Below are 12,981 nucleotides of genomic sequence, written 5' to 3'. Positions count from 1 at the left end.
TAAAACAAAACACCCTTTATATGGGTGCTTTGTTATTAACCTCTAAAATATCGTGGCTTTAATTTAGATCCTTTTTTTATTCTTCTATTTCTCTCTGCAAATAATTCAAAAGTATCTTTTTTTATTACGTGTTTTTTCTTATTTTTTGAAAGCTCTGTATACAAAACCTTACTATAATCTATATCATCCCTTATCAAAGTGTCTGGATAAAAAAGCATAGATTTCTTCTTTTTCTTATTTTTTCCCTTTTCCGTCATTTCTCTGTGGAGATGCTCTTGAAATTGCTTATAATTATCTTTTACTCCTTCAACTCTGTCATTTGTAACTGGCTGAGTTCTTTCAGAATATTTTCTTTCAATTTCATTTATCCTGTTTATTCTCATAACTTTCACCTCCATGTATTAATATTATCGGATGAAAGTTAAAATATAATTAATCAAAAAATCACATGTAACATTCTTTCATAGCTTCAATAATTGCACTTCTAAATCCTTTTTCTTCCAATTTTGCAACGGATTTTATCGTTGTTCCCCCTGGTGAACACACTGCATCTTTAAGCTCTCCTGGGTGTTTACCCGTTTCAATAACCATTTTTGCAGCACCCATAACAGATTGTGCTGCAAATTTATAAGCTTTATCCCTTGGAATTCCAGCTTTAACTGCTCCATCTGCCATAGCTTCTATCATAATGTAAACATATGCTGGGGATGACCCGGAAACAGCTGGAATATGATCCATTAAGCCTTCATTTATTACTTCCACCTCTCCAAAACTCTCCAATAAGGAAATCACATCAAGTTTTTCAGAATCTTCGATTAATTCATCAAAGCTCACTGCTGTCATACCCATTCTTACTAATGCTGGTGTGTTTGGCATTGTTCTAACAACCTTAGCTTTATTTTCTATTATATTTTTTACTTCTTTTATAGATATTCCAGGAGCTATAGTTATAACTATTTTTTCTTTGTTCAACTTATCTTTTATATCTTCTAAAATAGTCTTATACATATATGGTTTAACTGCGATAAAAATAATTTCACTTTTATCAACAACGTCGATGTTGCTTTTTAGAAAATTCACCTGACCATACGAATTATGGATTTTTTCTATATTATCATCATTTGGTTCATAAATAAATATGTCGTCTTCTACTACAATTTTTGATTCGATTAAACCTCCAAGTATTGCAGACCCCATGTTTCCACAACCACAAAATCCTATTTTCACGATAAAACCTCCTAATTTTAATATACACATATATTATAACAAAAAAATGAAAAACTAATAGTATTTTTTTAGAAAATAAGTCTTAATTTTTTAATTATCATTTTATATTAAATTTATTTACATTTTTTGATTTTCATGTTATCATTGTAATGATAGTGAATTTTAGGCTTCGCAAAAATGCGAAGTCTTTTTTTGTATTTTGGAGGTCGAAAATGGAATATTATAAGAATTTTGATGAACTAACAAAAAAAGAATTATACGAGATAATTAAATTAAGAATAGATATCTTTGTTGTGGAACAAAATTGCCCTTATCCAGAACTTGACAGAAAAGATTATAAAGCTATTCATCATTTTATAAAAGAAAAAGATGAAATAATTGCATATTTAAGAATATTACCAAAAGGTGTCTCTTATGACGAGGTTTCAATAGGTCGAGTCATAGTAAATAAAAATTATAGAGGTAACGGTTATGCCAAGAAGATCTTAAAAAATGCTATAAATTTTGTTGAACAAAAGTGGGGAGAAACATCAATAAGGTTATCTGGCCAAAAGTATCTGGAAAAGTTTTATAACAGTTTTGGTTTTGATACAGTTTCAGACGTTTACCTTGAGGATAACATCCCTCATGTAGAAATGTTGTATAATAAGAGAGGACGTTAATTTAATAACGCCCTCTCTTAAAAATTATGTAGCATACATAGTGGGTGAGACTATTTTCATATATATTATATTACGCTAAGCAAACTAAATGTCAAGCTGTTTTTTTATTTATTTTTGTTAAATATTTGTAAATTTAAGAGTTAACCCTTAAATTTACATTTTATTCACAAGGGGTGAAAAAATGAAAATTAGAACATGGTCTTTATTAGAACTTTTGGGAATAATATCAATTTTATATCTTTCAAACTTCAACGGGTATTACTTTTTATTGTTTTTTATTATTTTGTTTATGGAATATAAAAAATACAACAAACTTGATGATCAAGGAAAAATAGTTTTTAACAAATCTGCTATGCACTCACTCTTCATAATAATTTCCATAGCAATTGTAAGTGTATCGTTACAATTGGAAATTAAACCCATATTTTTGGAAATCTTTATATTAATCCCTTTAATATATACCAATCTTTTTAGAACACTTTTTTTAAGAGGTCGAGACATACTTATAAAAAGAGCTGGATATATTATCACTCTATTATTATTTTTATACACATTTGTTTCACATGGATTTTCTATACCTCAAGAATTTATTTTACCAGCATTTATTTTGTTGGCAACTGTTATTGCTACAAAATCTAAAATAGGTGGATTTTTTGGATATTTTATAATTTCAATGGGGTTATTTTACGTTTATCTACTCGATGGAGAATTGAATTATCAAAAGGTTTATATGTTATCATTACTCACAACACCCTTATTGTTTCTGGCTATTAGTTCCTTAAAAGACTAAATATAGTTTGTAATACAAATCATTTTAATGTATAATAACAAAGTAAATATATTATAAGAGGTGAATTATGAATTCAAGGACAAGAAAAATGATCACAGCTGCAATAATGATAGCACTTGGTGTGTTATTGCCTCAGATTTTTCATTTGATTGGGGGGCCTAATTTGGGAAGCATTTTGTTACCTATGCACATCCCAGTTCTATTAACTGGGTTCATAGCAGGCCCTTTATATGGGTTATTAGCAGGCTTTTTAACTCCAGCTTTGAGTTCTCTTTTGACTGGAATGCCTCCTATTTCTCCAGTGCCAATACTTTTTTTAATGATGTTTGAATTGCCCGTATACGGACTAATTTCAGGATATCTTTTTGAAAAGAAAAGGATGAATATGTTCCTTTCTTTGATAACCGCAATGTTATTTGGTAGATTAACTTATGGATTAGGGATTATAGTTCTTTCCAATATATTTATGATGAATATTCCTAATGGAATAACTGTTTGGGGAGCTGTTGTATCAGGATTACCGGGCATAATCCTACAGATTGTTTTAATTCCTCTAATAGTTCAAATTTTAGAAAAAAGGGGTTCACTAAATGAAGGATATAGAAAAAGCTAAAGATTTTTTAGAAAAAGGGAATTATAGTTTTGTGGCAGTTAAAGACGGTCACATCATTGCCGCTTCTCAAGAAGATGGAATAAAACCTTTGATTAAAATCATAAGAGAAAATAAATCCATGCTGAAGGAATCTTCTATAGCAGATAAAGTTATTGGTAAAGCAGCAGCTTTATTGATGTTATATGCCAAAGCAAAAGAAGTTCATGGCTATATAATGAGCGAAACTGCAATGGAAGTTTTTAATGACAAAGATTTCCCATACACTTATGATGAAGAAGTGAAATATATTTTGAACAAAACAGGTGACGATATGTGCCCAATGGAAAAGGTCACAATGAATATTTCGAAACCAAACAAAGCTTATAAAGCCCTTGAAGAAAAAATAAAAGAATCGATGTCAAAAAAATAAATCCTGCTAAGCAGGATTTATTTTTTTAATAGTTATTATCTCCACCTAAAAAACCACCAAAAATATTTCCACCTATTCCAGAAAATCCTTTTTGCTCACCTTTTGTAGTTCCGGTTTTTCTTGCACCAGCCATAATTCTATCTGCAAGTCTTGAAAAAGGTAATGATTGTAAATAAACAACTCCTGGTCCTCTTAAAGTTGCCAAAAATAAACCTTCTCCTCCAAACAATGCGTTGGTAAAACCGCCAACAAAATTAATATCATAATCAACTGTTTTTTCAAATCCAACAATACAACCAGTGTCTACTTTTAAAATTTCTCCAGGTTGTAAATGTCTTTTAATTAAAGCTCCACCAGCATGGATAAAAGCCATCCCATGACCTTCTAACCTCTGAAGAATGAATCCTTCACCACCGAATAACCCAGTTCCTAATTTTTTAGTTAATTCAATTTCAATTTCAATTCCATTAGCAGCACACAGGAAACTATCTTTTTGACAAATGAAAGTTCCATTAAAAGCAACAAGATCAATAGGTACTACTTTTCCAGGATAAGGAGCTCCAAAAGCCACATGACCTTTTCCAGAACCTCTATGTACAAAATTTGTTATAAAGAAACTTTCTCCAGTGAACATTCTTTTCAAACCTTTAAAAACTCCACCGCCAGTGTTTGTTTGCATTTCTATATCATTTTCCATATACATCATAGCTCCAGCTTCAGCCCTGACGCCTTCACCAGGGTCTAATTCAATTTCTACAAGTTGCATATCATCCCCATGAATTATGTAATCAATAAAATCAGCCATACTTTATATGCCTCCCTTTTTAGTTATTCACGTTTATTATACTTCAAAATAAAAAAATAATCACATAATAGATTTATTACGGCAATATTTGTAATATTTGTTTAAATTAAAGAACTAATAACATATAACCTTAATTACTATATTAATATTTTGTTTAATCAACTAACTAATTTCTGTTATAATAATCAGGAGGAGGTTGTTAAAAAATGAAAATAAGAGTTTACCGATTATCATCATTTACTGATAGTATAAATGGCGGAAATCCTGCTGGAGTTGTGTTAAACGCAGACAATTTAAAAGAAGGAGAAATGAAGTACATTGCAAAAGAAGTAGGCTATTCAGAAACAGCCTTTGTTTCAAAATCAGATAAAGCTGACTTTAAAGTAAGATTTTTTACACCTGTTGATGAAGTTGATCTATGCGGACATGCAACAATAGCTACTTTTTCACTATTGAATAAAAAGGGAATCATATCCCCCGGCAAATACAACCAAGAAACTAAAGCTGGTTTATTGGGTATAGATGTTAGCATAAACGAAGAAATCATGATGGACCAGAATATCCCTTATTTTGGAGAATACTTAGACAAAAAAATAATTGCAGAAGCTTTGAATATTTCTGTAGAAGATTTTTATTCCGAATACCCTGTCCAAATAGTTTCCACAGGGTTGAAAGATATAATTGTTCCAATAAAATCTTTTGACAAAATGAACTTCTTAATTCCAAATTTCGATAAAATTGCTAAAATATGTGTTGAAAACGATTCTGCGGGTTTTCATATTTTTAACTTGGAGAGAAAAAATTTTCATGCCTCTTGCAGAAATTTTGCACCCAATTTGGGGATTAAAGAAGAATCAGCCACAGGTACAGCAAGTGGTGCTCTAGCGAGTTATTTTGTTGAACAGGGGATTTACAAACCTAACAAAAAAATGGTTTTTGAACAAGGATATAAAATGAAAAAGCCATCAAAAATAAAAGCAATTGTAGAATCAAAAGAAGGAATATATGAAAAAGTCAAAGTTGGCGGAAAAGCTGTAATAATAGATGAAATAACTATAGAATTATAATTTATGAAAGAAGAATATCCTCTAAAACTTCTATATTCTTTAGTTCAATTTTACGATTATCTATTATTTTGATGATTTTATTTTTTTCGAATGATGAAAAATTTCTTGATATATTTTCTCTTGTAGAACCGAAAATTCTGGCTATTTCTGCTTTAGATTTATCTATGTATATATGTTTGCTTTTTTGAAATTCATAAAGGTTTATCAAATAATAAGCCAATTTTTTCTTCGTATTTTCAAAAGAGAGAAACTCTATTTTATCGGTTAGAACTTTTATTTTATCAGAAATAGATTTTATATATTCGGTTGTAAACTTGATATCTGATAAATGTTCCAAAATCTTTTCTTTACTTATTTCTACAATTTTTGAGTCGATATCTGCTATTATATATGCAGGATAATTGGATACAGAAAATAGCAATGTTTCAGCAAAAGTATTGTTTTTATTAATGTGTCTTATTATTAGCTCTTTTCCAGATGGGAGGTATTTTACAATTTTCAACTTCCCTGAAATCAAATAAGTTATGTTGTTGATTTCATCTGTTGGTTTCTTATATATACTTCCTTTCTTTAGAAAAATTTTGTTCATCTTTTTGATATCAAATTCTTTCTTGATTAAATCAACCAAATTCAATATAATCACCTCAATATATTATACCGTGATATAGATCACGGTATTTTTTTATTTTTTTTCTTATAATAAAATTACGGAGGTGGACAATTTGACAACTATTTTACTAATATTCGGAGCAGGCGGGTTTCTTGCATGGTCTTTCAAAAAAGATGTCCCAAAAACTAAAGATACTTTGAAAAATGCTTTGGTTATGATGAAAGAAATGTTGATAGAGATAGTAGGAATAATGGCGATAATAGGTTGGGTTTTGGCAATCATTCCAGAGAGTTATATTCGTAACCTTTTGGGAAGCGCCAACGAATTTGTAAGTACTTTATGGGGTGCTCTTATAGGTACTGTAACTATCATTCCAGCTTTTATAGCTTTCCCATTATCTAAATCTTTGTATACAAGCGGAGCTAACTTAACAGCTATAGCTGCTTTTATAACAACATTGACGATGGTAGGTTTTGCAACATTTCCAATTGAAAAAAAGTATTTCAAGAAAAAATTCAGTATAGTTAGAAATATAACCGCATTTTTCATGGCGATAATAATAGCTATTCTCATGGGGGTCATACTATGATTGAAAAAATAAAAAAATACAAATTTATAATAATAGCTGGTTTGTTGATATTTACAACCCCTATTTATAACCCAAACGCTTTTTTTGAAGCTTTGAATATTACAAAAGGGTTTTTCTTAGAAATGCTCCAAATCATGCCAGCAATAATGATAATATCCGCTTTAATTAACCAATGGGTACCAAGAGAAGTGATAATTAAACATTTTGGCGATGGCTCTGGAATAAAAGGCAAAATCTATTCTTTTATAATAGGATCCTTTTCAGCTGGTCCAATTTATGCAGCCTTTCCAGTAACTCATTCGTTATTAAAAAAGGGTGCTTCTGTTGCCAACACTGTTATCATAATAAGCTCTTGGGCTGTAATTAAAATAGTGATGTTCATGGTTGAATCTAGTTTTCTTGGAATTAGCTTCGCACTAACAAGATATCTATTGACTATCCCCGCAATATTGGTAATGTCATTTTTTGTAAGCAAGATTGTTAGCAGAGAAGAAATATTGGATGAAACAGAAGAAAATTATAACCCTGTCCTGGAAAAATTACCTGGTATGAATTGTGGAGCTTGCGGTTCTAAAAATTGCGAGGCTTTTGCAAATGATGTTCAAAAAGGTGATAAGGTCCTAACAGATTGTGTGTATATAAATGAATCATAACTTACCCATATAAGTTGTGTTGCCATCGTGAATGTTCCTCTGCACGATGGTTTTATAATATAATTTTATAAAATGGTTATTATCCCAGTCATTCTTCCCGCATTTTGACCTTCACGTCTATATGAGTAGAAAAGTTCGCTAAATTCATAGGTACAAAATCCAGAGATCGTTATATTTTCAGTAGGTATACCTTCTTTTTCAATCAACATCTTGTTCGCTTGCCATAAATCTATAAGGTATTTTTCTCCTTGCTTTATTGCTATTTTTTCTGTATCAGTCACATTTTTTATTGCTTGGAATACTTTTCCATCTACCTCGTAATTTTTCTGAGATATTGAAGGGCCTATCAAGCATTTTATATCTTCTGGCTTACATCCATAATTGGTCTTCATTTTATCTATAGTTTCTTTTGCTATGTTTTTTTCTGTTCCTTTCCAGCCTGAATGAGAACTGGCGATTACTTTTTTCGTTTTATCATAAAAAAAGAGAGGGACACAATCTGCGTAAACTGTGCAAAGAGATGTTTTAGAAAGATTTGTTACCATTCCATCTGTATCTTTGAGCTTCAATACTTCTTTTTCGATTTTTTTAATTGTTTCAACGTGGTTTTCATGAACTTGGTCTGAAAGAATCAAAACGTTATCTTCAAGATTAATTTCTTGAAGTAATTCTTTATATCCCTTTGCATCATTAGTTGAAAATGAACCAAAATCTTTTGTTGTAAATAATATTTTCATATCTTCATCTTTGTATTCCAATAGTTTTTTGTTATTTATAAAAGTTATTTTAAAATTATTCTCCATTTGATCTCACTATATTTATAAAATCATTTATATCAAAAGGTTTATTCATATAGCCAACTGCCCCAAGGTTGAAAGAATCTATCCTATTTTTGTCTTCTTCTTTTTTTGTTAAAACTATAACTTTAATCCCCTCTAAAAGTTTTTCTTTTTTAACAGCTTTTAAAAAGTCTATACCATTCATTTCTGGAAGCATTATGTCCAACAATATGATCGAAGGTTTTTCTTTTTTTTCTAATTCTTTAATAGCATCTTCTGCATTTTTGAATCTTTTGATTTCATTAATAATTCCATTTTCTTCCATTTCTTTTTTTATTATTTCGTAATCTATATCATAATCTTCTATAACAAATATTGATTTATTGTTCATAAAAATATCCCCCTTATACTTTTAATTTTAATTCAACTTGTTTTTTGAAAATTGCCCTATACACTTTGCTCAAATCTTTATCTTTCATTTCTAAATATTCAAAAAAATATATTATATTACTGGTTTCATGTATTTTGCTTTTTATTATTCCAGGAATCAGTATTCTTTCACCTTTATATTCAAAATTAATAATTCTTTTTTCACCAGTTATTATCTCCTCTTCACTTTGAAAAACTAATTCTTCCCCACCCAATTTTCTTATTAATATTTTTTGATCAAAGTTTTTTTCTAAATTGATATTTTCTAAAGATTTAAATTCAATAGGAAGTTTGTGTAAAGATGCTTCTTCGTTCCAATATATTTTTAATGTTTTATTTTTGTTTTTTTCTTTAACCCAAATCAGTAGAGTATAATCATTTTTTGTTTTTGATATAATCTTCGCGTTAAATTTTTCTATCAAACCTCCAACATCACACATAAAAATAAGATTTCTACCCAAAGAGAACTCAGGGTTTTTTTCAAAATTAATGATGATTAAATTCCCAAGGGAATTAATTATTTCCGCTTTATGCATTTCCTCTTTCTTGACTGGGTCTTGTATATGTATATTTTTTGAAACTCCTATTGATGTTGTAGGAGAAAAATGTAAAAAGCCTCCATAAAAAGAAGAAATAACTTCTTTAGAATTTTGAAAAATATCTTTATCTATTTCTCTTCTATCAGCCATTAATTCCATTTTTTCCAGTACTTGCTTTACAGTTTTTGTGTCATTTTCTTTATGAAAAAGATTGTCAAAAACATTACTAATAATGAGTATATTATCTAATATCCCTAAATCTTCCTCTCCCAGCCCATAATATCCTTTTTTATTTGGTTTTTCATGGTGTTTGTAAGATATATTTAGAACTTCTTTCATATAAGGATTGTTTTTAAAAAGTTCAAATAATTTATCTGTATGAGAATAGTATATTTGATTTTCTATAGATTTTAAATCTTGATTATAACTTTGGTCAGATTTTGATAAAAATACTTTTCCAAAATCGTGAATAATAGAAGCATTTCTCAATTTCTCAACCTCATCTGTTTTTAAATGTAGAGTTTGGGCTATTAATGTTGTAAGATCAGATGTCCTTAAAGAATGTTCATATATTTTAGGATGATCTTGTTTTAACATTTTCACCATACTATTTATAAAAACACGGATTATGTTATTTTTTTCATATTTTTTATACAAATTGTATGAAGCCTCATTTATCAACATGTATTCTCTATCCAATATATCATTAATTTCAACCGTTAAATTGTTTAATGAAATAAAAATTATAACACCTATTTCCTCTAAATTGTTAATAAGAGGCTTATAAAGAGGCTTTATAAAAAGGTTTACTTCTTTTTGTCTCAACTCTGAGAGAACCCACCAAAACTGCTCCCTAAAGTCGTCTACATTAATTTCTCTTGAAAAGAAACTATTTTGATTTATAATATCATTTAACCTGTTATTTAATAAAAAAGTGATCCCTTTTTGGTCATCTCTCAAACTATTTTTTAATCCATCATATGTGCTTATTTGAACATATTCTTCTCCATTTTTTAACGCAATTATCCCTTTTAGAAGGGATGGTTTTAATTCTTGACCAATTCCATAGAGTAGTTCGTCTAGAGTGTTGTTCACATAAATCACTCCTTATTTTCTTTTATAAAATCTTCGATTTTTTCTTTAAATTCAGGGTATAATACTTTTATTTCATTTTTATCATTGTTCTTTGCAACTTTTTCTAATTCTTTTGCTACTTCATACATTTCTTCATATTTTAAATACTTAAAAGGATTTTTAATTTGATGAAAAATTTCAGACATTTTTCCATAATTCATCTCATCATAGTAATTCTCTATTAAAGGGATTTTTTCTTCTAAATCTTTTATAAATAGATCTAATATATCTTTATTTTTAGTTATATTTTCAATTTTATTTTGATTCTGTTTTTCGTCCTTCAAAAATTTTTTCAATATTCTTAAAAGTTCATTTTCTTCAATTGGTTTTGGTATAAAATCATCAAAACCAAAATCAAAAACTTTTTTTCTATCAATGCTAGAAGTAAAAGCTGTTAAAGCTATTATTTTGAATTTATTTTCTGATACTTCGTTCCTTAAATAACTTATAGCTTCAAAACCATTCATAACAGGCATTGATATATCCATAAAAATTATTTCATATTTATTCGGGTTATTTTCTATTATTTCTACCGCTTCTTGTCCATTGTCTACTACGTCTACATTTAAATCATAATTTTGTAATATTCTTTTTTGAATTTCTTGATTTACTTTATTATCTTCTACCAACAAAACTTTGTTATTATTAAAAAGTATTTTTGCAAAACCAGTTTTTTTCTCATTATGTAATTGACCTTTTTCAACAAAAAATGAAAAATTAATTTTTGTCCCTTTATCAATTAAACTTTCTACATTAATTTCTCCATCCATCATTTCTATTAACTTTTTTGATATAGGTAACCCTAAACCAACTCCAGAATAATTTCTTTGATTTTCGCTATAAACCTGATAAAATTCTTTGAAAATTTTCTCTAAATTTTCTTCACTAATTCCCTTTCCTGTATCCTCAATTGTAAAACACAATTTATATTCATCATTTAAATGTTTTTCTGATTTGAATTTAAGTGAAATATATCCACTTTCAGTGTGATTATAAGCGTTTCCAAAAATATTATTTATTATTTGATATATCTTTACTTTATCAGCATAAAAAACATCTATTTCTGAATTATAATCAAAGTTTATATCAACGTTATTTTCGTTTTTCATCTTATAGTTTTCTATAATCTCATCCAGTAAATTTTTTAAGTTAAAGTTTGTTTTGTTTAGTTCTATTTTCCCCTGTTCTATTTTTGAAAAATCAAGGATATTTTCTATTAAATCCTGTAAATTTTTTGATGCTTCATAGGACATGTTTAAAAGTTTTTTTGAATCAGAATCTAAACCTTTTTTTTGTAATAACAAAGAATTTACCCCAAAAATTGTGTTTATAGGAGTTCTAATCTCATGATTCATATTTGCAAGAAATTTGGTTTTAGCTTCATTAGATATTTCTGCTTTTATTTTAGCTTGTTTTAACTTTTCATTACTTATTTTTCTTTCGAGTTCGTGACTTATAAGAGTTGAAATTATTCTCAACAACTCAATTTTGTCTTTCCCCCAATTTTTATAGGATTCACAATCATCAAATCCAATAAATCCAAATATTTCATCTTCCAAGAATATCGGTAGGACAAGTATAGAATTTATATTTTGTGGCTCTAAATAGTTTTTTATGCTTTCTGGCAATTCTTCTATATTAGATGATTTTATCATTCCTTCTTCTTTCAACATTTCCATCCATTCAGAAATATCGTTTAAAGGGATTCCCTGTAAGTTATTTATTTCTGGTTCTACTTTATAGTCAGTCCACTCATAAGTGTTCGATGTTGTTTTATTTTTATAATCATTTTCAAATATGTAAACCCTGCTTACATTTGTAAACTCTCCAAGTAACTTCAATGCGTATTCAATTTTTTCTGAACTTGAATCAGAGGAACTAAACTTCATAGATATCCTAAAAAGAAGGTAGTGTTCTTCTGATTTTTTGTTTAAATCTGAATAAGAGCTTTTCAATTCCTCCATAGTTTTTTTTAATTTTTCATTTGTTTTAGATGTTTCTTCGTAAAGCTTTTCAATCGCAGAAGTTTTATTTTGTATCTCTAATCTAACCTCCTCTTTGATTTCATCAATGACTTTATCTTTTTGATTTATCAAAATCTCACTTTCATAATTTTTATAGAGTAAATCGAAAAAATTGTTGTTCAACAAATTAGAAAATATAAAAGCAAAAAATATAATTGAGTTATAAAAAATAAGTTGAGGTATTTGAAATCCTTCAATAAATAATGCAATAGAAAAACTCAATGTAGCTATAAAAGTGCTAATTAAATGTATTTTCTTATTCTGGTTAAATAAAAACGCAACAATTAAAATCATCATGTTGAACATCCAAAGACTCATAGCTATACTTCCATTAAAAAAGTAGTCTTTAAAGGCCCACAAATACACTGTAAAAATATAAGAACTAAAAAGTGTATTCAATTTTTTCATTGATTTAATATCTTTATTTGAAAGTATTTTCAAACTAAATGAAATGAATATACTAAATATTGAATAACCCAAATTAACTAATCCAGCATCTAAATTAGAGTTAAAAAAATTAATAGCAGATATCATTAAACTGATCAAACCGATCGCTAAAGAAAAATATATCAATTTTTTGATATTTAATATATTCGATTTAATTTTAAATTCTTGTTTATAAGAGCCTTTTTTATCGTACATATAATCACC

The 12,981-nt window shown here is 28.2% G+C and carries 15 protein-coding genes; 7 read left to right on the top strand and 8 right to left on the bottom strand.

Annotated features, from left to right (window positions below; all coding sequences use genetic code 11):
* Nucleotides 1–35: 35 nt before the first annotated feature.
* Together BLS00_RS04650 and proC are read right to left on the bottom strand one after the other, a co-directional pair.
* Nucleotides 36–383, bottom strand: coding sequence for a hypothetical protein (locus BLS00_RS04650; protein WP_091403210.1), 348 nt, complete (start codon nt 381–383; stop codon nt 36–38).
* Between the two features lie 61 nt (nt 384–444).
* Nucleotides 445–1,227, bottom strand: coding sequence for a pyrroline-5-carboxylate reductase (proC, locus tag BLS00_RS04645; RefSeq protein ID WP_205742381.1), 783 nt, complete (start codon nt 1,225–1,227; stop codon nt 445–447).
* Between the two features lie 212 nt (nt 1,228–1,439).
* On the opposite strand from proC, the gene BLS00_RS04640 reads away from it, so the two are divergent.
* The 4 genes from BLS00_RS04640 (at nt 1,440) to BLS00_RS04625 (ending at nt 3,701) form a co-directional block, all read left to right on the top strand.
* On the top strand, nt 1,440–1,889 hold the full coding sequence (locus BLS00_RS04640) for a GNAT family N-acetyltransferase (protein ID WP_091403207.1): 450 nt from the start codon (nt 1,440–1,442) through the stop codon (nt 1,887–1,889).
* A 181-nt stretch (nt 1,890–2,070) separates the two neighbouring features.
* A complete protein-coding gene (locus BLS00_RS04635) occupies nt 2,071–2,679 on the top strand; it encodes a hypothetical protein (RefSeq protein ID WP_091403206.1) in 609 nt (202 codons plus the stop codon).
* A 67-nt stretch (nt 2,680–2,746) separates the two neighbouring features.
* Nucleotides 2,747–3,292, top strand: a complete 546-nt coding sequence (locus tag BLS00_RS04630) for an ECF transporter S component (protein WP_091403204.1) — start codon at nt 2,747–2,749, stop codon at nt 3,290–3,292.
* On the top strand, nt 3,270–3,701 hold the full coding sequence (locus BLS00_RS04625; protein WP_091403203.1) for a DUF1893 domain-containing protein: 432 nt from the start codon (nt 3,270–3,272) through the stop codon (nt 3,699–3,701). The genes BLS00_RS04630 and BLS00_RS04625 overlap by 23 nt, the downstream gene beginning before the upstream one ends.
* A gap of 25 nt (nt 3,702–3,726) precedes the next feature.
* Here the strand turns inward: BLS00_RS04625 and BLS00_RS04620 are convergent, their stop codons facing one another.
* Nucleotides 3,727–4,506 (bottom strand): TIGR00266 family protein, encoded by a 780-nt coding sequence (locus BLS00_RS04620; protein ID WP_091403201.1) that lies wholly within the window; start codon nt 4,504–4,506, stop codon nt 3,727–3,729.
* Nucleotides 4,507–4,712: 206 nt separating this feature from the next.
* Here BLS00_RS04620 and BLS00_RS04615 point away from each other — a divergent pair, with 206 nt between their 5' ends.
* On the top strand, nt 4,713–5,573 hold the full coding sequence (locus BLS00_RS04615) for a PhzF family phenazine biosynthesis protein (protein ID WP_091403200.1): 861 nt from the start codon (nt 4,713–4,715) through the stop codon (nt 5,571–5,573).
* Between the two features lies 1 nt (nt 5,574).
* Here BLS00_RS04615 and BLS00_RS04610 read toward each other — a convergent pair whose 3' ends face one another.
* Entirely contained in the window at nt 5,575–6,207 is a 633-nt protein-coding gene (locus tag BLS00_RS04610) for a Crp/Fnr family transcriptional regulator (protein ID WP_091403198.1), read from the bottom strand.
* A gap of 88 nt (nt 6,208–6,295) precedes the next feature.
* Between BLS00_RS04610 and BLS00_RS04605 the strand changes: the two genes are divergently transcribed.
* Both BLS00_RS04605 and BLS00_RS04600 read left to right on the top strand, forming a co-directional pair.
* Entirely contained in the window at nt 6,296–6,772 is a 477-nt protein-coding gene (locus tag BLS00_RS04605; RefSeq protein ID WP_244885734.1) for a permease, read from the top strand.
* A complete protein-coding gene (locus tag BLS00_RS04600) occupies nt 6,769–7,425 on the top strand; it encodes a permease (RefSeq protein WP_091403196.1) in 657 nt (218 codons plus the stop codon). Before BLS00_RS04605 ends, BLS00_RS04600 begins: the two co-directional genes overlap by 4 nt.
* A gap of 65 nt (nt 7,426–7,490) precedes the next feature.
* Here the strand turns inward: BLS00_RS04600 and pgeF are convergent, their stop codons facing one another.
* The 4 genes from pgeF to BLS00_RS04580 are packed head-to-tail and all read right to left on the bottom strand — an operon-like array spanning nt 7,491 to nt 12,972.
* The gene (gene pgeF / locus BLS00_RS04595) at nt 7,491–8,228 is read right to left on the bottom strand and encodes a peptidoglycan editing factor PgeF (protein WP_091403195.1); all 738 of its coding nucleotides are present in this window, start codon (nt 8,226–8,228) and stop codon (nt 7,491–7,493) included.
* On the bottom strand, nt 8,218–8,595 hold the full coding sequence (locus tag BLS00_RS04590) for a response regulator (RefSeq protein ID WP_091403193.1): 378 nt from the start codon (nt 8,593–8,595) through the stop codon (nt 8,218–8,220). The genes pgeF and BLS00_RS04590 overlap by 11 nt, the downstream gene beginning before the upstream one ends.
* A 13-nt stretch (nt 8,596–8,608) precedes the next feature.
* Nucleotides 8,609–10,267 carry an HD-GYP domain-containing protein gene (locus BLS00_RS04585; RefSeq protein WP_091403192.1) on the bottom strand — a complete coding sequence of 553 codons (1,659 nt, stop codon included), beginning with the start codon at nt 10,265–10,267 and terminating at the stop codon, nt 8,609–8,611.
* Between the two features lie 5 nt (nt 10,268–10,272).
* The gene (locus BLS00_RS04580; protein ID WP_091403190.1) at nt 10,273–12,972 is read right to left on the bottom strand and encodes an ATP-binding protein; all 2,700 of its coding nucleotides are present in this window, start codon (nt 12,970–12,972) and stop codon (nt 10,273–10,275) included.
* Nucleotides 12,973–12,981 lie beyond the last annotated feature (9 nt).

This window comes from Geotoga petraea (assembly GCF_900102615.1).
In the GTDB taxonomy this organism is placed as follows: Bacteria; Thermotogota; Thermotogae; order Petrotogales; family Petrotogaceae; genus Geotoga; species Geotoga petraea.
Note: the sequence above shows the minus strand (reverse complement) of the source record. Positions and strands in the feature narration are given on the sequence as shown.